This is a genomic window from Ureibacillus thermophilus (assembly GCF_004331915.1).
Lineage (GTDB): Bacteria > Bacillota > Bacilli > Bacillales_A > Planococcaceae > Ureibacillus > Ureibacillus thermophilus.
The window spans coordinates 1,588,344-1,608,414 of record NZ_CP036528.1; the positions used below are offsets into that span (position 1 = coordinate 1,588,344).

Below are 20,071 nucleotides of genomic sequence, written 5' to 3' on the forward strand. Positions count from 1 at the left end.
GGATGATATTGCGTACAATAAAATGTACTGAAATTGCGATGTCAATTTATTGAAACATTTATAAAACAAACCAATGATTGTTTATAATGGAATTAAGAATGAATGGAAAAGCGGTGGTTGAATGAAGTATAGACGAATCTTGGCGATTATTGAATATTTATGGAAATATTCTTCCAAACAACATCCGAAGTCGATTGAAGATATTTTGCAATATTTGGAGATGCATCAAATAGAAGGCGGATTAAAAGCGGTTCGAAATGATTTGAAGTTTTTGACTTCGGGGGAATCGTTCATCAAAGTGGAAACAAGTCAAAGCGGAAGAAATCAATTTATACATTATTGGATTGCGGATCGATTTTTTGAAATCCATGAGCTGCGCTATATGATGGATGCCATTTCTTCCGCCCGTTTCATTTCCGTGAAGGAAACACAGCAAATCATCGAAAAGTTGAAAGCCTTCGTTTCCGAAAATGAAGCGGTCTTATTGGAGAACCAGTTGGTCCATACCTTTGCGAAAATTGATAGTCCTTTATTTGCCAAGACGGTTCAAACGATCCACCAGGCCATTGCGGAAAAGAGGGCTATTCAGTTCCAATATGGCCGTTACTCGGTGGAGAAAGAATTTGTGCTATCTGGAAGTCCCGATCCTAAACAATATCTCATTCATCCTTATGGAATCATTTGGAATGAAGAGATGTATTATTTAATTGGCTATCACGTGATGGAGGAGGACATCCATCATTACCGGATTGACCGGATTAGGGATATCCGCATGCTGGAGCAGAAATTTGCCGTTCAGCCGGGCTTTGATATCAACAAGTATCGCAATCTGTTGTTTTTCATGTTTGGCGGGGAAGAGTCGTCCATCGAGGTGATTTTTAAAAATAATTTGGCGCCCGCTGTGATTGACCGCTTTGGCCTTAACGCCGACATCAAAAGGGTGGACGACGACCATTTTCGCTTAATCACAAGAGCCATCATCAGCAAAGGGCTCGTGCGCTGGCTGCTTTCATGGGGTGCCGATGCGAAAGTGGTCTATCCGAAGCGGTTGGTGGAAGAGATGGAGGAGGAAGCGGAGAGGTTGTATCTGCAATATCATGGTTTGGGGTGAGTATTTAATTGAGAGGAAGGGATTGTGAAGGGTTTCGTAAATTATTCGCAAGGACAAGTCGCGTATTATCTATCAATGCGCGGCTGTTTTTATTGGTAAGGAAAGTGCGAAATATGCGGGAAGAACAGTGGACGTTCACTGGGTTAGCATGATGAAACATTCTCAAAAAAGCGTTTGGCGTGACGAAAAGGGAATACCGGGATAAGAAATATTAATAAACAGGGATTCCCGGAGTTGACCTTTGATTGCAGCCATGATATCATTATCTCGAAATTGAGATAATTTGAATCAACATTTAAGATAGTTTGGAAAGCTATCTTTATTTTTCGGGAATATATCTCGAATTCGAGATAATAACATTGTTCATCAAGTATAATCAAAAGGAGTCATTTAAATGAAAAAACACACTGCAGGAATTCATCATATTACGGCAATCGTAGAACATCCACAAGAAAATATCGATTTTTACACAGGTGTTCTTGGATTGCGCCTTGTGAAAAAAACCGTAAACTTCGATGATCCGGGAACGTACCATTTCTATTTTGGGAATGAATGGGGCAAACCGGGCACCATCATCACCTTTTTCCCTTGGCCGGGCGCATATCAGGGACGGATCGGCGATGGACAGGTTGGCGTAACGACCTATGTGGTGCCTGTCGGAGCAATGGAATTTTGGAAAAAGCGATTGGACAAATTCAACATTGCATATACAGAAACGTCGCGATTCGGAGAAACCTATTTGCAATTCAAAGACCCCCATGGATTGCAACTGGAACTCGTTGAGCGGGAAAGCGGGGAAGAGAATAGCTGGACATTTGGCGGCGTCACAAAAGAGGTAGCCATCAAAGGACTTGGCGGTGCAGTCTTGTATTCCAGCCTCCCCGAAGAAACAACAAAAACGTTGATAGATGTGATGGGGCTTGAGGTGGTCGGCCAGGAGGGGCACTACACACGCTTTCAATCGACTGCCGACATCGGAAATATCATCGATTTGAAAATGACGAAAGGAATCCGCGGGATGATGGGGGTTGGAACCGTCCACCATATCGCTTGGCGTGCGAATGACAATGATGACCACCTTGAATGGCAGGAATATGCAATGAATAAAGGCATGTACGTCACAGATGTAAAGGATCGCAATTATTTCAATTCCATCTATTTCCGTGAGCCTGGCAAAATATTGTTCGAAATTGCAACAGACCCTCCAGGATTCGCGCACGACGAGTCTTTTGAAACAATGGGAACCCGGTTGATGCTGCCTCCACAATATGAACCTTTCCGCGACCGTTTAGAAGCGTCATTAATACCGGTCGAAGTTCGTCCGCTGGATTAAAATCACAGGGATGTGAGTTGCTTTTAGACGAACCGCACCGATGAACGGATGAAGACGAGCGTAAATGTATTGTGCAGGCCGGTCAAAGATGCCAAAACTGTTGGGACAGTCCGATGAACAGATGGAGATGGCGTGCAGGTTAGCCGCAACAGGACGGAAAGGCCTCGTGTACATTTCGATGAACAGATGGAAACGGGCGAAAATGCATAGCGGTGGCCGGTCAAGATTCACAGGATGCCAAATCGCTGGAACATTTCGATGAAAAAATGAAAAGGAGCAATCAAACATATGCGACATATTTTTAAAGCAGGAACCAACCCCGATAAGCCGGTTTTACTGTTGCTGCATGGAACGGGCGGAGATGAAAACTCATTGCTGCCGTTAGCGGAAATGATTGATCCGGAAAGCGCAGTGCTGAGCGTGAGGGGAAATGTTTTGGAAAATGGAATGCCTCGCTTTTTCAGACGGTTGGCGGAAGGGGTGTTTGATGAAGAAGATTTGATTTACCGGACTCAGGAATTCCATCGTTTTTTGGATGACGCTGCGAAAGAATATCAATTTGATCGCAACAATATAGTGGCGATTGGCTATTCGAACGGCGCAAATATCGCAGCAAGTCTGTTATTTCTGATGAACGATTCTTTAAAAGGTGCGATTTTACACCACCCAATGGTACCGATACGAGGCATTCCATTGCCAAACTTGACTGGAACCGACGTATTCATTGGAGCTGGAACGAACGATCCCATCTGCCCTCAACAAGAATCGGTGGAACTTCAAGAATTGTTGGAGGGGGCAGGGGCATCTGTGGTAATCCATTGGGAAAGTTACGGACACCAATTGACAATCACAGAGGTTGAAAAAGCGAAAGAGTGGTATGAAAAACATTATGCATAATTGAATTGGAAAATAAGGAAAAGCCGCGTATGGAGTCTGTCGATGCGCGGTTTTTTTCTTCCATGGTATCCGTACCCATAATGATATGAATTCGTATTTTGTGAAGGGGTATCTAGAGAGTCTCGTAGGGCAATTATCATATTTTCTAATTTATGTTTTCTATTAACTAAGTGGAATGCAAATCAAGCTACTTGTTTTACATTTGTTAAATTTGATATTGTTGTTTATTAACTTTATGGAATGTAAATACACTTGCGGCAACCGGCACCGCGGTGGCAACAGCCACGTTCTTTATTAACTAAGCGGAATCTAAATATTAATCAATTAATTTGACATTGATTGGATTCGAGTGTTCTTCCAAATCTTAAAAAATATCCGATTTATAATCAAATGTGCTATAAATAGTTATCTTACCATGATTAAAAAATGGTGAAATGACGAAAAAGTCATTTCAGGATGAAAAAAATGATATATGATGGAATTAAGATTTATGGATTAATTAGGATGGTTTGGTGATTGTTAACAATTAATTTATTTTCAAACTCTTAATCTTTTTCACTCTCACCACTTACAATGAAGGTGTCTGGATTCCACATAGTTAATAGAATAGGTAACAATAATAAGCAATAAATTTTTACATAATTAAACAGTTTACATTCCACTTTGTTAAAAGCATTGTAAATTTGGGCATTTCAGTATGGAGAAAATGGTATATTATGGAGCTAAGGAGGATGATCGTTTTGGAGTTTGTTGCGCATATTCGGCAATCAGATTTAGAGAAACAATTGCTTTCTGAGCATTTAAAAAATGTACAACAAATTGCGGAAAGGATTGGAAAAAAGATTGGGATTCCTCATATCACCGGATTGGCAGGGATGTTTCATGATATGGGGAAATATAGTGATGAATTCTTAGAATACTTGGAGGAAGCCGTAAATAATCCAGAAAATCCACCAAAAAGGGGAAGCATTGACCATTCAACTGCAGGCGGAAAATATTTAATGGAAAATTTTCACGCGAAATATAATTTTTTAATTGAATGTGTAGCAAATGCGATATTTTCCCATCATGGACAACTAAAAGACATGGTAAATGCAGATGGAGAATCTCCTTTCTTAAAAAGGAAAAATAAAGAAGATTTAGAGTATGAAAAAGTAAAACAAAGATTCTTTCAGGAAATGTATTCAGAAGACTACATAAAACAATATGTAAATGAAGCAGCAAAAGAGACTTCCATAATTGCAGATAAAATATTGAAAAAAACTGGAAATAATCAAATACTGTTCAAAAAAATTATAAGAAAATACATTACTTATCTTACATTATTTACATTTAGCGCACTTTTGGATGCGGACCGCACAGATTCTAGGCAATTTGATGAAAACACGGTTGAAGAACCATTTGAAAGTGAAAAAATTTTTAATCGGTTTGCAGAAAAATTAGAAGAGCATTTAAAAACGTTAGAAAAAAAATCAATACAAAATGAAATCACTTTGCTACGTCAACAAATGTCCAACATGTGTTACGAAAAATCGAAATTACCGACGGGGATTTATACCCTGTCGATTCCGACTGGCGGAGGAAAAACCCTTGCAAGTCTTCGTTTTGCATTAAATCACGCTTTAAAACATTCAAAAGAACGAATTATTTATGTTGTACCTTTCACAACCATCATTGAACAAAATGCTGAAGAAGTTCGCAATATTCTGGATGCTAAAGACTATTTATTAGAACATCATAGTAATGTTATTGAAAATGAGTTGGATGATGAACATCTTAATTTTGAAAACTATCAAAACTACAAAAAAATCAAACTAGCAAAAGATAACTGGGATGCTCCAATCATTTTTACAACAATGGTACAATTTTTAAATACATTTTATAGTGGGAAATCAAGAAATATCCGAAGGCTTCACAATCTGACCAATAGTATCATCATATTTGATGAAGTGCAATCAGTGCCTGTCAATTGCGTAACACTTTTCAATGAAGTTTTAAATTTTCTGAAGGATATTGGAAATTCAACGGTATTACTTTGTACAGCAACTCAGCCAGCATTACAGAATGTAGAAAAAAATATTACCGTAGATGGAGAATTGATTGATGATTTATCAAGGATTATGAAAGCTTTTAAACGTACGAACTTGATAAATATGGTTAAAGATGAAGGATGGACGACAAAAGAACTTGCTGACTTTGTTAATCAACAACTAAATGAAGTCAATAGTGTACTTGTAATTCTTAATACAAAATCCGTTGTAAAAAAACTGTATGATGAATTTTCAAATAGTGGAATAAAAACAGTTCATTTAAGTACTTCTATGTGTCCAAAACACCGTAAACAGAAGATTTATGAGATGAGAAAATGTTTGAAGAATAAGGAAAAAATTGTATGCATTAGTACACAATTGATTGAAGCTGGTGTCGATGTTAGTTTTGAATGTGTCGTTCGATCTTTGGCCGGTTTAGATTCCATTGCACAAGCAGCAGGCCGATGCAATCGGCATGGGGAAGTGGCGAGTAGAGATGTTTATATTATCAATCATAAGGAAGAAGTATTAAATAATTTGCCAACAATCAAGAAAGGCGGATACGAATCGAAAAAGATTTTAAGAGATATTGAAATGGATCCAACGCTTTTTGACGGAGAATTATTGTCTGAAAATGCAATGACGCTTTATTTTAGAAATTTTTATCAAGAATTTAAACCTTATTTGGATTATCCAACGCCGGTAGGAAAAAATATTTATGAAATGTTATTGGGAAACAATTCGGAGTTTCTTGAAGAATTTAAAGAAGAACAAGCTATCTGGATGCACACAAGTTTTGAAACAGCTTCTAAATATTTTGAAGTGATTGATTCCAAAACCCATTCAGTTTTGGTTCCATATGATAAAGGTAAAGCATTAATTTCTGAATTATACAGCGCTGGCGGAATTGAAAATGTTACTACATTTTTAAAAGAAGTACAGCAGTATATTGTTAATGTGTTCGACCATGATTTAAATCGGTTAATAAAAAATGGTATAGTTGAAAAAATAGAATTTAAGAATTACTCATTATTTGTTGCAAAAGAATCTGCATATGATGATCAATACGGTTTAAGTGTGGAAGGAGAGGCAAGTTTATCATTATTAGAATATTGAAGCTGGCAACTCCCAAATTGCCAGCTTTTTCTAAAATATATAATATAATATTTTTTTCAATCCACGTTAGTTTTTATGAACTAACGACTAGAAAAGTATAACATAATATTAAGAACAAATATTAATTCAAATAATATATAATATCTTGACTTGTTGTTCTGGAATATATTACTATTAAATTATCAGTAAATTCTAACTCTTACAGGAAGGAGTGATAAAATGGAGAAAATAAGGAACCAAATAGAATTTGAAGTTTATGGAAATTACGCATTATTTACAGATCCACTAATGAAACTCGGTGGAGAAAAATTGACGTATCAAATTCCAACCTATCAAGCATTAAAAGGGATAGTGGAGAGCATCTATTGGAAACCATCGATTATTTGGTACATTGATGAAATTCGAGTAATGAATCCGATTCGAATGGAGTCAAAAGGCATTCGTCCTCTTGATTATGGTGGAGGAAATACACTAGCAAATTATACTTATTTGCGAGACGTTAGATACCAAGTAAGGGCTCATTTCGAATTTAACTATAATCGAAAGGATCTAGAAGGAGATTTTAACGAGCATAAACATCATAACATTGCAAAACGCTGTGTAAAAGCAGGTGGCCGTCGAGATGTGTATTTAGGAACACGAGAATGCCAAGCATATGTCGTTCCTTGCGACTTTAATGAGGGAAAAGGTCATTATGACGACATTGAAGAAATTCATTTTGGGACGATGATACATGGTATTAATTATCCGGATGAAACCGGAAAGAAAGTTATGGAAGTTCGACTATGGCAGCCAGTTATGAGGCATGGCATCATCAAATTTATTCGACCTGAAGAGTGTTCTTTAATTCGGCCAATTCGTGAATATCAAACAAAAAAATTTTTACTACATGAAAATATGCAGCCTGTGGAAACATTGTACAATGATTTGTTTGGGGGTGAGTAAGTGAGCTATCTATACGCTTTATATAAAACTTATAATAATAATCTCGATAAAGTCGGCGTTATCGAAACGAAAAATACCGGAAAAAAAACAATTGAATATACTTTGCTTCCGATTTCCCATACAACTCAAACAGCCCATATTGAGGTAACGGTAACACCTGATGGAGAATTTTATGATGCAAGGGTAATAAAAGAAAATACAATATTACCGTTCACAGAGGAATCTGGTAGCCGCGCAGGTACGAATTACGTGCCCCATGTACTTCACGATAAACTGATGTTTGTTGCAGGTGATTATGTAAAATATACTGGTCAAGAAGATAAAGCTTCATGTTTTGAAGATTACATTCAACAATTAAAAGATTGGTGTGAGTCAGAATATAGTCATCCTGATATTGTTGCGATATACAATTATGTGAAAAAAGGAACGCTTATAGAAGACTTGGTGCAAAAAAATATTTTGTATTTGGATGAACAAAGAAAGCTATTAAAAAAATGGGATTCAAATCGAGGAAAAGAAAAACCAGAAATTTTTTCTGCTGTGACAGGTGATCAAGAGAGCGCCTTCGTTCGATTTGATGTTCATTATCCAAATCAAGTGCACGACCATGTTTGGAATAATAAGGAAATCTATGATTTGTACAGTAGATATTACGATACAAAATTAAGAGATAAAGATCTTTGTTACGTAAGCGGGGAATATTTACCTGCAGTTGAGCGTCATCCGAACAAATTGCGGAATTCTGCAGATAAAGCAAAATTAATCTCTGCAAATGATACGAGCGGGTTCACATTTAGAGGTCGATTTCTCAATTCCAGGGAAGTCACAAATATTAGTTATGAGGTTTCCCAAAAAGCACATAATGCTCTGAAATGGCTTATTGATAAACAGGGAAAGACAGTAGATGGTCGGGTTTTTCTCGCATGGGGATTGAGAAGCCCTAATATCCCACAAGCAACAGAAGACGTTTTAGAAGACTTAAACAGCTATTTACCAAATCTTTTTGAAATTGAATCAAGCAATAATCTATCTGGTACTAGAGAAGCTTTAGCAAGAAAATATAATCAATTGCTATCTGGGATCAATAAAAATTTTACAGTAGATGAAAATGATGAAGTTTATGTGATGACTCTTGATGCTGCAACCCCGGGAAGACTGGCAGTACTTTATTTTCGAAATCTTCATATTAATGTTTATTTTGAAAGATTAAAAGAATGGCATATAGGGTGCAGTTGGAAGCATCGTCGGAAAGTAGATGGAGAATGGAAAGAATTTTATGGTTCCCCCTCATTTCAAACGATTGCAAAATATGCCTATGGGCCAAGGCCTAGTGATAAATTAATAAAAACTGTTATGGAACGTCTTCTTCCTTGCGTCATTGATGGACGAGCCATTCCTTTGGATATAGTTCAAAATGCCATTCAGCGTGCATCTAACCCGGTAGCATTTAATGAAGAGTGGGAATGGGAACAAGCACTCAGTGTTGCTTGTTCGTTGGTAAAAAAACACTATGAAAAGGAGGAGTATTCGATGGCTTTAGACAAAACAAATACTGATCGCGATTATTTATTTGGCCGATTGCTTGCTGTTGCGGATGTACTTGAAAGAAATGCATTAAGTGAAGCAGATCAAAAACGTGCAACGAATGCCGTACGATACATGAATGCATTTGTAAGAGCTCCATTAAGAACTTGGCATACGATTCACCAAAATTTACATCCTTATTTAATGAGGTTAGGTTCAAATGCAAGAAGATATACGGACTTATTCCAAGAAATCAGCGACTTATTTAATCCAAATGATTATAATAATAAACCTTTAACAGGTAAATATCTATTAGGTTATTACAGCCAAAGACAAGATTTATATACAAAAAAAGAAAAAGAAGGAGTAGATGAAGAATGACAGTATTAAATCACAAAATTGATTTTTCGGTAATTTTTTCTGTGGAAAACGCTAACCCTAATGGTGACCCACTAAATGGAAACAGACCACGGCAAAATTTTGATGGCTATGGGGAAGTATCCGATGTTTGTTTAAAACGGAAAATTCGTAATCGACTTCAAGATATGGGAGAAAGCATTTTTGTGCAATCCAGTGATCGTACAGTAGATGGATTTACTAGTTTAAGAGAACGAGCGGATCATAATGAAAAATTAAAAGAGTTAAGCAAAGGGAAAAAAGCGGATCCGGTCTTATATGAAAAAGCTGCATGTGAATCATGGTTTGATGTGAGAGCATTTGGACAAGTGTTTGCTTTTAAAGCAGAAAAGAAAGGTGAGGGGGTATCTGTTGGCATACGAGGACCTGTTTCTATTCATCCAGCAATTAGTATTGATCCTATCAATATTACAAGCATCCAGATTACAAAAAGTGTTAATTCAGAACCTGGAGAGAAAAAAGGCTCGGATACAATGGGAATGAAGCATAGAGTAGATTTTGGTGTGTACAGATTTAACGGCAGCATTAATACACAGTTAGCAGAAAAAACAGGATTTACGAATGAAGATGCAGAAAAATTAAAACAGGCGCTCATTACTTTATTTGAAAATGATGCTTCTTCCGCTCGTCCGGAAGGTTCTATGGAAGTGCACAAAGTCTATTGGTGGGAGCATAATTCCAAACTTGGCCAATATTCATCTGCAAAAGTTCACCGTTCGTTAGAGATTAAACCAAAAGTAGATAATCCGAAATCTTTCGAAGATTACGAGATGATATTGAATGAACTTGAAGGATTGAAAGTGGATGTTTACGACGGAAAATAATGAATCAGATTATTTGATGTTGTCCGGTATTCAACATTTTCAATTTTGTCAGCGACAGTGGGCTTTAATTCATATTGAGCAACAATGGGAAGAAAATTTAAAAACAATTGAAGGGCAATATATTCATAAAAAAGCGAACCAACCATTCTTACGAGAAAAACGAGGGAATAAATTAATCGTGCGGGCGTTACCGATTTGCTCGCACGAATTAAAAATCAGTGGGATATGTGATGTTGTCGAATTTGTAAGACATCCAAGCGGAATTACTTTACAAGGTGAGGTAGGAACATTTATCCCGATTCCCATTGAATACAAACGAGGCAGACCGAAGAAAGGTAAAGAAGATGTTGTTCAACTTGTAGCCCAAGCGATGTGTTTGGAAGAGATGCTAGCTTGCGATATTAAAGAAGCCTATATCTATTATCATGAAATTAAACATCGAGTATCAATAGAGATTACTGAGGAACTTCGTGAAGAAGTAAGAAAAATGATTAAATTGATGCATCAATATTATGAAAATAGATATACCCCAAAAGTAAAGACAGGGAAGTTCTGTGAAAGTTGTTCTTTAAACAATATTTGCTTACCTGAATCCTTAAACAGAGAACCAGTTCGAAAATATATGGAGAGATTTTTGGAATGAGGAAATTATTGAATACTCTATATGTTACTACTCCTGATGCATATCTTTCGTTAAATGGAGAAAATGTGGTCGTATCAAAAGGGGAAGAGGAAATTGGAAGAATTCCACTTCATAATTTAGAAGGTATTTGTACAATCGGCTGGGCTGGTGCAAGTCCTGCATTAATGTATGCTTGTGCTGAAAGAAATATTTCATTATGTTTTTTATCCTCATCTTTTCGATTTCAGACTAGAGTAATTGGAGAAAGTAAAGGAAATGTAGTATTAAGAAAAACGCAATATCGATTATCTGATGATGAAAAGGAAAGTGTAAAAATTGCAAGGAATTTTATTTTTGCTAAAGTTTGCAATCAAAAATGGATATTAGAACGGGCTACTAGAAATTATCCAATGAGAATTGATGTTCCAACATTTAAAGAATCTTCAAAGTATTTAACTGAAATTATGAAGAGAATTTTAGTAACAGAAGATTTGGAATTATTAAGAGGGTTAGAAGGACAAGCAGCCAATCGATACTTTCAACATTTTAATGAACTAATCCTTCAACAAAAAGATGATTTTTACTTTCATGGTAGATCCCGAAGACCACCAATGGATAATGTCAATGCGCTTCTTTCGTTTTCTTATACATTATTAGCGAATGAAGTGGCTTCTGCATTAGAAACTGTTGGTTTAGATGCATATGTAGGATTTTTACATCGTGACCGACCAGGTCGCGCTTCTCTAGCATTGGATATGATGGAAGAGTTAAGATCTGTTATTGCTGATCGTTTTGTCTTAAATTTGATTAATAAAAAAATAATTAACTCAAAACATTTTTTAAAAAAGGAAAGTGGTGCCGTATTGCTAACAGATGAAGGAAGAAAGATATTTTTGAAAGCTTGGCAGGAGAGAAAACAAGAACAAATTACTCATCCACGATTAAATGAGAAAATACCCTTTGGATTAGTTCCTTACGCACAGGCTTTATTACTAGCAAGATTTTTAAGAGGAGATGCTGAGGAATACGCACCTTTCTTATGGAAGTGAGGTGAGAATTTTGTTGGTTTTGGTCACTTATGACGTAAATACTGAAACAAAAGCCGGCCAAAGGCGACTTAGAAAAGTGGCAAAAAAATGTGAAGCTTATGGGATACGTGTTCAAAACTCAGTTTTTGAATGTGTCGTGGATCATACTCAATTTTTTCAATTAAAAAAAGAATTGTCAGAAATCATAAATGAAGAGACTGATAGTTTGCGATTTTATCAGTTAGGAAATAAATATAAAACAAAAGTTGAACATGTTGGTGCTAAGACGACTTTAAACGTAGAGGATCCATTGATATTGTAAATACTGTTATTATGTTATTATGTTATTAAGGTTTTATATATTTAAGTAAGAATTTTTTTAGAAGAGCAGAAGTAAATTTTATATAACTGTTATGTTATAATTTGTTGAATATTGGATATTTAATATCAAAAATATGCTAAAAGTATAGTATACAGTTTGGTGCTAATGTGAAGTGAACATAAATTTACGGGGGGATTAGCACCAAAAAATTACATAATAAATTACTTATTTCACCATTTTTTAAAACTAAAGTTTTGTGGTTCTATTTAATTTTATTAAAAAAATTTAAAAAATGTTAATTTATTGTCGATTTTGACAGTCGCACCTTACATTAGGTGCGTGGATTGAAATGGTAAAATCAATGCCCTCATAAGAAGCCGCAATCGTCGCACCTTACATTAGGTGCGTGGATTGAAATTTTGCTGCAAACTACTGCTGATGGAATGCAAAGGTCGCACCTTACATTAGGTGCGTGGATTGAAATAAGTTCTGAAAGGTTAATAGTCACTGAGGGGGCGAAGTCGCACCTTACATTAGGTGCGTGGATTGAAATAAAGTCGCGAATATACGATATGTTGCGAACCGGGTCGCACCTTACATTAGGTGCGTGGATTGAAATGTAAAATGTGCTGGACACCATACCACGCTATAATGTCGCACCTTACATTAGGTGCGTGGATTGAAATAGTTATGGGTAAAGGTAATTCCTCAGGTGCTGGGTCGCACCTTACATTAGGTGCGTGGATTGAAATTTTTAGGTGATTTACCAATAGTACCATCAGCAAAAGTCGCACCTTACATTAGGTGCGTGGATTGAAATAATGTGTTCGCTTTTTTTGATAGCAAACACGCAAAGGTCGCACCTTACATTAGGTGCGTGGATTGAAATAGAAGGACGCTATACGTACAACGAAGGAAGCACAGCGTCGCACCTTACATTAGGTGCGTGGATTGAAATAGAAGATGGCAACGATATGATTATCAGTCATGACGTCGCACCTTACATTAGGTGCGTGGATTGAAATTCCTGACGAGATTTTAAAAGCATTAACTGATGAAACCGTCGCACCTTACATTAGGTGCGTGGATTGAAATACATGAAAGTGGCCAAACGAATCGCGCAGCTGGGTCGCACCTTACATTAGGTGCGTGGATTGAAATCATTCATAGCCTCAATCATGTTTTCATCAACATGTCGCACCTTACATTAGGTGCGTGGATTGAAATACTATTATTAAATGCTGATGGAAAAGATTTATTACGTCGCACCTTACATTAGGTGCGTGGATTGAAATTTTCTACTGTGATGATCATAAGCGTAGACGCAAGAAGTCGCACCTTACATTAGGTGCGTGGATTGAAATAAACAAGGGATGGTACCGACAATGAGCCTATTAAGTCGCACCTTACATTAGGTGCGTGGATTGAAATGATGAATTTAATAAAAAGCAATCCACTTGGAAAGAAGTCGCACCTTACATTAGGTGCGTGGATTGAAATGGTTCGTATTACTCTTTGTACCAAGTCCGAAATATGTCGCACCTTACATTAGGTGCGTGGATTGAAATAAGAGTGATGTTTGTAGATGCCTTCCCCATATAATGTCGCACCTTACATTAGGTGCGTGGATTGAAATAAAAATGGAAGGATGGAAAAGCAACCGTTGCTGAGTCGCACCTTACATTAGGTGCGTGGATTGAAATACAGTAAAATCGTTTAGAACTCATCACGATGCTTATGGTCGCACCTTACATTAGGTGCGTGGATTGAAATAAAAGTAGGTTTTAGGGCAATTCCTAAGAAAGTCGTCGCACCTTACATTAGGTGCGTGGATTGAAATCATTGTAGATATAGCTTTCAAACCCGGTTCCGCCGTCGCACCTTACATTAGGTGCGTGGATTGAAATATCTTGGATTCGATCAAGGCTTTCCGGGCCAAAGGTCGCACCTTACATTAGGTGCGTGGATTGAAATTCAAATGAACCATCACCTAACCGAATTTGAAATGTCGCACCTTACATTAGGTGCGTGGATTGAAATTCATCAAGTATCTCGACTCTAAAACCGCCTTCAGGTCGCACCTTACATTAGGTGCGTGGATTGAAATACGATCGCAAGTGTAAGGTCTTTCTCCCTCAAGGTCGCACCTTACATTAGGTGCGTGGATTGAAATAAGGTGTTGACATCCCGGTTATTTTTACGATGAAGTCGCACCTTACATTAGGTGCGTGGATTGAAATTTACTCTGTTGAAGATTGTACAGTTCACGTGCAATGTCGCACCTTACATTAGGTGCGTGGATTGAAATACAAGCCATTGGGAACGTAACAAAATCTGCAAAAGTCGCACCTTACATTAGGTGCGTGGATTGAAATTACTCGTGGCCATAGATCCACTAAACAACGAGAAAGTCGCACCTTACATTAGGTGCGTGGATTGAAATATTCTGTCATCGATCACATCATCATCAAAGATAAAGTCGCACCTTACATTAGGTGCGTGGATTGAAATTCTTTGTTTGCGATGGGATAACCTCTGCTGTTGGGTCGCACCTTACATTAGGTGCGTGGATTGAAATAAAACACTTGGGATAAATATGGCGACAAAGTTGCGTCGCACCTTACATTAGGTGCGTGGATTGAAATATTATGCATTTGAGATATACCAACCCGGACGCGCGTCGCACCTTACATTAGGTGCGTGGATTGAAATACAACGATAAGGCTGCTCTTTTGAGTAGCCTTTCGTCGCACCTTACATTAGGTGCGTGGATTGAAATGTTTAAAATGTCAAGAGTTAGAGATAAATACTCTGTCGCACCTTACATTAGGTGCGTGGATTGAAATTTTTTTATTTCTTTTAACATTTCAACAATTGAATCGTGTCGCACCTTACATTAGGTGCGTGGATTGAAATATAAGCTGTATGTCCTTGTGGCACGTCACTAAACGTCGCACCTTACATTAGGTGCGTGGATTGAAATCATTGCGGAAGGCAGAAAAATTGCATGCGTTGAAAGTCGCACCTTACATTAGGTGCGTGGATTGAAATCATACATTTGTAGATGTTGATTTAATTGTGTCCCGTCGCACCTTACATTAGGTGCGTGGATTGAAATTTGGGTGTTGGGGAATTTGATAAAGATGAATATAGTCGCACCTTACATTAGGTGCGTGGATTGAAATTGTGGATATTGAAGATTTAAAACGAGATGCAGAAGTCGCACCTTACATTAGGTGCGTGGATTGAAATAAAAATGAACACAGTTGAAGAACTTGAAGCGAATCGTCGCACCTTACATTAGGTGCGTGGATTGAAATTTTGATCGCAAACAAGTATCTGTAAAATGGGTAGAGTCGCACCTTACATTAGGTGCGTGGATTGAAATTTGCCTCAACAGGTAGCAAAACACTTGAACTAAAGTCGCACCTTACATTAGGTGCGTGGATTGAAATATTCTCCTGCTGTAACTGCTCCACTTTCTCCACGTCGCACCTTACATTAGGTGCGTGGATTGAAATGAAAAATCGTAATCCAAAATTATTAGCACAATAAGTCGCACCTTACATTAGGTGCGTGGATTGAAATATCCTTTACTTCACCGCCTTTCACGCTGTCTGCTCGTCGCACCTTACATTAGGTGCGTGGATTGAAATCTGTATCGGTTTGCCCTCTACTTGCTTGATGCCCGTCGCACCTTACATTAGGTGCGTGGATTGAAATCTCCCTTCGTCATTTATTGATAAAAGAATAACATCGTCGCACCTTACATTAGGTGCGTGGATTGAAATCAGGACCCGGATTCTGGAGATGTGCAAACGGCATATGTCGCACCTTACATTAGGTGCGTGGATTGAAATAATAATTTCTGTTTTTGTAGAGGCGCCCGTTAAATGTCGCACCTTACATTAGGTGCGTGGATTGAAATATGAAGTGGTTTAATCGAGGTTTTAACCGGTTGAAGTCGCACCTTACATTAGGTGCGTGGATTGAAATCTCCAAGCGCTCCGAAAGTCGGCAGGACGTTGGTGTCGCACCTTACATTAGGTGCGTGGATTGAAATAACTAATACCTGATACGGTTTATTGTCGTACTCGTCGCACCTTACATTAGGTGCGTGGATTGAAATATTCGAACTTGTAGCAAACGGTAACAACGTCAAAGGTCGCACCTTACATTAGGTGCGTGGATTGAAATGTTAAATTAGCGGACCCAGTAACATTCGAAAATCATGTCGCACCTTACATTAGGTGCGTGGATTGAAATCTAGAAACTGGAACTCTCCAGACCGTTTGAAATGGTCGCACCTTACATTAGGTGCGTGGATTGAAATAATGGAGGTGTTAGTGTTATGTCATCTACTAAAATGTCGCACCTTACATTAGGTGCGTGGATTGAAATACCCAAAAGAATACTAATATATCGGTGTAAATCCTCGTCGCACCTTACATTAGGTGCGTGGATTGAAATTGTCACAGTTGATGTAGAAGATCCAGCTATCCATGGTCGCACCTTACATTAGGTGCGTGGATTGAAATAGAGAAAGTGGAAAAATGCTGACTTTGAATAAAAGAGGTCGCACCTTACATTAGGTGCGTGGATTGAAATAATTAGTTTAGTTGGTGGTTTGCACAACGAAGAGGTCGCACCTTACATTAGGTGCGTGGATTGAAATAAAAACTCTTTAGCCTCAATTTCAAAACCTGTCCGTGTCGCACCTTACATTAGGTGCGTGGATTGAAATCCTCCAACAAATGCTTGTGTTCAAAGATGTTACCGTCGCACCTTACATTAGGTGCGTGGATTGAAATTCATACGCTCCAGATATTCTGTCATAGCCATAGTGTCGCACCTTACATTAGGTGCGTGGATTGAAATTGTCGGCAAGAGTGCAGTAGCCCTCTTTGCCGACGTCGCACCTTACATTAGGTGCGTGGATTGAAATTAAAATATATCCGATGATAAAATGATAAAGCGCATGTCGCACCTTACATTAGGTGCGTGGATTGAAATAATAATTTTTCTTGAACCCTGTTACGTTAATGTTGTCGCACCTTACATTAGGTGCGTGGATTGAAATCTCTATAACAGGTGTACCGTCTTTGTCGTAATACGTCGCACCTTACATTAGGTGCGTGGATTGAAATACATAATCCCCCCCACACAGATTAGTACCACGTGCCAGTCGCACCTTACATTAGGTGCGTGGATTGAAATTAACCCAGTCACGAAAGTTTGGATATGATTTTATGTCGCACCTTACATTAGGTGCGTGGATTGAAATTCGATAAACTGATTCATAAAGCGTTTTTCCGAATCGTCGCACCTTACATTAGGTGCGTGGATTGAAATAAATTCCAACGCTCACGAGCTTTTTCAAGAGCCGGTCGCACCTTACATTAGGTGCGTGGATTGAAATTTGTGGGTACTGTTCGATAAAGACAGTCAAAATCGTCGCACCTTACATTAGGTGCGTGGATTGAAATCGTGATAACGGTTATAAATTTTATTATGATTTAAGTCGCACCTTACATTAGGTGCGTGGATTGAAATTGATAAAAACAAAGAACATTTTATTAACATGTCAATGTCGCACCTTACATTAGGTGCGTGGATTGAAATAACTATAACAATTTTTTATACACTCATATATAAGTGTCGCACCTTACATTAGGTGCGTGGATTGAAATATATTCGGCGTTTTTAACGTCCGTTAAAAGCATGTCGCACCTTACATTAGGTGCGTGGATTGAAATGATAATTTGTCCGAATATGTGCCGCTATGGAGCCAGTCGCACCTTACATTAGGTGCGTGGATTGAAATTTCCGCAACTGCAACAATTGTGGAAGAAAAAACTGTCGCACCTTACATTAGGTGCGTGGATTGAAATACCGTACAGATCCCAGAAGATAAAGTGGACAAAAGTCGCACCTTACATTAGGTGCGTGGATTGAAATTTCTCTTGTCATCTCTTTCAAAACTCTCCACTGATTGTCGCACCTTACATTAGGTGCGTGGATTGAAATTCGCTAATTCCAACTTCGTTATACCCAATTCCTTGTCGCACCTTACATTAGGTGCGTGGATTGAAATCCGTAACCTAATAATACTCGCCCGAATTTTGTCTGCGTCGCACCTTACATTAGGTGCGTGGATTGAAATACATCTACCCCGAAAGGTGCATGTAGTTTACGGTCGTCGCACCTTACATTAGGTGCGTGGATTGAAATTTAAAGTAAGTAAAAGGAGTGAAATAGGATGTCTAGTCGCACCTTACATTAGGTGCGTGGATTGAAATATTTTTGGACCTCCTTCGTGTTTTTAGCGGCACCAGTCGCACCTTACATTAGGTGCGTGGATTGAAATTTAGCAAAAGCGACTGAATTTTTTAAAATGCAACGTCGCACCTTACATTAGGTGCGTGGATTGAAATTCACGACCAGTGCCGCTTACAAACACAGGCTTACGTCGCACCTTACATTAGGTGCGTGGATTGAAATTTTTTTGATTTCACTCTCAATCGCCATGTAAGCTAGTCGCACCTTACATTAGGTGCGTGGATTGAAATAAATAGGTATGTGTAACCACCAGAACGTAATCTGGTCGCACCTTACATTAGGTGCGTGGATTGAAATCGAAATCAAAGAAAATGTACTATCCCGGTGTGTAGTCGCACCTTACATTAGGTGCGTGGATTGAAATATCTGCTATTGACATAGCTCTACCTGCTTCTGTCGTCGCACCTTACATTAGGTGCGTGGATTGAAATTCGTAGTTGATTCAGGCGTATTAACGCCGATTAAGTCGCACCTTACATTAGGTGCGTGGATTGAAATCTTTCATTATCCCTGTTGTTATGAGCGCTCCGAAGTCGCACCTTACATTAGGTGCGTGGATTGAAATAATCTGCAAGTCGGTGAAAATAAAATCGGCTTTAGTCGCACCTTACATTAGGTGCGTGGATTGAAATGGCTATATCGCATCAAACATCACAATCCGTAAAGGTCGCACCTTACATTAGGTGCGTGGATTGAAATAATCATAGCAGTCGTTTTACCGTCACCTTGACGACGTCGCACCTTACATTAGGTGCGTGGATTGAAATGATGGTTGGTATTTTAGCGATTAGCCAATTTGCTGTCGCACCTTACATTAGGTGCGTGGATTGAAATTTTTGTTAAGATGATATTTTCGTAGCCTAATGGGGTCGCACCTTACATTAGGTGCGTGGATTGAAATTTTGCTAAATGCTCCATATATTAATGCAGTTACAGTCGCACCTTACATTAGGTGCGTGGATTGAAATACAATGAATCTGTTTGATAAATGTGCCAAGAAATGGTCGCACCTTACATTAGGTGCGTGGATTGAAATAACAGTTCTTTCCTTTCTTGTGTTATCTGTTCTCGTCGCACCTTACATTAGGTGCGTGGATTGAAATTATCATGGCAGTCGTTTTACCGTCACCTTGACGAGTCGCACCTTACATTAGGTGCGTGGATTGAAATCATATTTTCTACCTCCACACTTTAATTAATTTATTGTCGCACCTTACATTAGGTGCGTAAGCGTCAAATCTTGCACACCTTCTTGATGTGCTAATTTCATGAGATAATCTCCTCAAGATGAAATTGAAGGAGTTTTTTTTATGCCTAAGAATCCTGAATTACGTAAGGTTTGGGAACAACGAATCGCTGACTATCGTAAAAGCGGTCAAACTCAAGTAAACTGGTGCAAGGAAAATCAATGGAGTATTCACCAGTTTAAATACTGGTTAAGAAAAATTGAAAATCCAATAAACAATCAAGGAAAGTCTACAAAATGGGCATCCGTTACCCTAGAAGATCATTCACAAACAGTTGAAAATTCATTACGGATTGAAATTAGTGGGATTTCAATTG

12 protein-coding genes and 1 CRISPR repeat array are annotated in these 20,071 nt (G+C 38.2%); of the genes, 11 read left to right on the forward strand and 1 reads right to left on the reverse strand.

Translation table 11 applies throughout. The features are described 5' to 3' along the window. Positions 1-121 precede the first annotated feature (121 nt). Positions 122-1,111 carry a helix-turn-helix transcriptional regulator gene (locus DKZ56_RS07890; protein WP_208649483.1) on the forward strand — a complete coding sequence of 330 codons (990 nt, stop codon included), beginning with the start codon at positions 122-124 and terminating at the stop codon, positions 1,109-1,111. A 394-nt stretch (positions 1,112-1,505) separates the two neighbouring features. Beyond that, a complete protein-coding gene (locus tag DKZ56_RS07895) occupies positions 1,506-2,444 on the forward strand; it encodes a ring-cleaving dioxygenase (RefSeq protein ID WP_208649484.1) in 939 nt (312 codons plus the stop codon). Here DKZ56_RS07895 and DKZ56_RS07900 read toward each other — a convergent pair. Further along, the gene (locus tag DKZ56_RS07900; RefSeq protein ID WP_208649485.1) at positions 2,412-2,732 is read right to left on the reverse strand and encodes a hypothetical protein; all 321 of its coding nucleotides are present in this window, start codon (positions 2,730-2,732) and stop codon (positions 2,412-2,414) included. The two genes, DKZ56_RS07895 and DKZ56_RS07900, sit on opposite strands and share 33 nt — an antisense overlap. On the opposite strand from DKZ56_RS07900, the gene DKZ56_RS07905 reads away from it, so the two are divergent. The 9 genes from DKZ56_RS07905 to tnpA form a co-directional block, all read left to right on the forward strand. After that, a complete protein-coding gene (locus DKZ56_RS07905; protein WP_208649486.1) occupies positions 2,733-3,341 on the forward strand; it encodes an alpha/beta hydrolase in 609 nt (202 codons plus the stop codon). A 731-nt stretch (positions 3,342-4,072) separates the two neighbouring features. Then, positions 4,073-6,487, forward strand: coding sequence for a CRISPR-associated helicase Cas3' (gene cas3, locus DKZ56_RS07910; RefSeq protein ID WP_342775777.1), 2,415 nt, complete (start codon positions 4,073-4,075; stop codon positions 6,485-6,487). Between the two features lie 228 nt (positions 6,488-6,715). Beyond that, positions 6,716-7,432 (forward strand): type I-C CRISPR-associated protein Cas5c, encoded by a 717-nt coding sequence (gene cas5c, locus DKZ56_RS07915; RefSeq protein WP_208652199.1) that lies wholly within the window; start codon positions 6,716-6,718, stop codon positions 7,430-7,432. Next, the gene (gene cas8c / locus DKZ56_RS07920; protein WP_208649488.1) at positions 7,433-9,337 is read left to right on the forward strand and encodes a type I-C CRISPR-associated protein Cas8c/Csd1; all 1,905 of its coding nucleotides are present in this window, start codon (positions 7,433-7,435) and stop codon (positions 9,335-9,337) included. Then, positions 9,334-10,197 carry a type I-C CRISPR-associated protein Cas7/Csd2 gene (cas7c, locus tag DKZ56_RS07925; protein ID WP_208649489.1) on the forward strand — a complete coding sequence of 288 codons (864 nt, stop codon included), beginning with the start codon at positions 9,334-9,336 and terminating at the stop codon, positions 10,195-10,197. The genes cas8c and cas7c overlap by 4 nt, the downstream gene beginning before the upstream one ends. Continuing rightward, a complete protein-coding gene (gene cas4 / locus DKZ56_RS07930; protein WP_208649490.1) occupies positions 10,178-10,840 on the forward strand; it encodes a CRISPR-associated protein Cas4 in 663 nt (220 codons plus the stop codon). The genes cas7c and cas4 overlap by 20 nt, the downstream gene beginning before the upstream one ends. Then, positions 10,837-11,868, forward strand: a complete 1,032-nt coding sequence (cas1c, locus tag DKZ56_RS07935; RefSeq protein WP_208649491.1) for a type I-C CRISPR-associated endonuclease Cas1c — start codon at positions 10,837-10,839, stop codon at positions 11,866-11,868. The genes cas4 and cas1c overlap by 4 nt, the downstream gene beginning before the upstream one ends. A 10-nt stretch (positions 11,869-11,878) precedes the next feature. Next, complete coding sequence (gene cas2 / locus DKZ56_RS07940) at positions 11,879-12,169, forward strand: CRISPR-associated endonuclease Cas2 (RefSeq protein WP_208649492.1); 291 nt, start codon at positions 11,879-11,881, stop codon at positions 12,167-12,169. A gap of 318 nt (positions 12,170-12,487) precedes the next feature. Further along, positions 12,488-19,678: direct repeats of the CRISPR family, unit length 33 nt; unit sequence GTCGCACCTTACATTAGGTGCGTGGATTGAAAT. 140 nt (positions 19,679-19,818) lie between these two features. Beyond that, the coding region (gene tnpA / locus DKZ56_RS07945) for an IS66 family insertion sequence element accessory protein TnpA (protein WP_208649493.1) at positions 19,819-20,071 on the forward strand (253 nt) is incomplete at its 3' end.

Excerpts from the sequence above, each read along its gene's own strand:
- DKZ56_RS07890 (WP_208649483.1), top strand. The coding sequence starts at position 122 with ATGAAGTATAGACGAATCTTGGCGATTATTGAATATTTATGGAAATAT.
- DKZ56_RS07895 (WP_208649484.1), top strand. The coding sequence starts at position 1,506 with ATGAAAAAACACACTGCAGGAATTCATCATATTACGGCAATCGTAGAA.
- DKZ56_RS07900 (WP_208649485.1), bottom strand. The coding sequence starts at position 2,732 with ATGTTTGATTGCTCCTTTTCATTTTTTCATCGAAATGTTCCAGCGATT.
- DKZ56_RS07905 (WP_208649486.1), top strand. The coding sequence starts at position 2,733 with ATGCGACATATTTTTAAAGCAGGAACCAACCCCGATAAGCCGGTTTTA.
- cas3 (WP_342775777.1), top strand. The coding sequence starts at position 4,073 with ATGATCGTTTTGGAGTTTGTTGCGCATATTCGGCAATCAGATTTAGAG.
- cas7c (WP_208649489.1), top strand. The coding sequence starts at position 9,334 with ATGACAGTATTAAATCACAAAATTGATTTTTCGGTAATTTTTTCTGTG.
- cas4 (WP_208649490.1), top strand. The coding sequence starts at position 10,178 with ATGTTTACGACGGAAAATAATGAATCAGATTATTTGATGTTGTCCGGT.
- cas1c (WP_208649491.1), top strand. The coding sequence starts at position 10,837 with ATGAGGAAATTATTGAATACTCTATATGTTACTACTCCTGATGCATAT.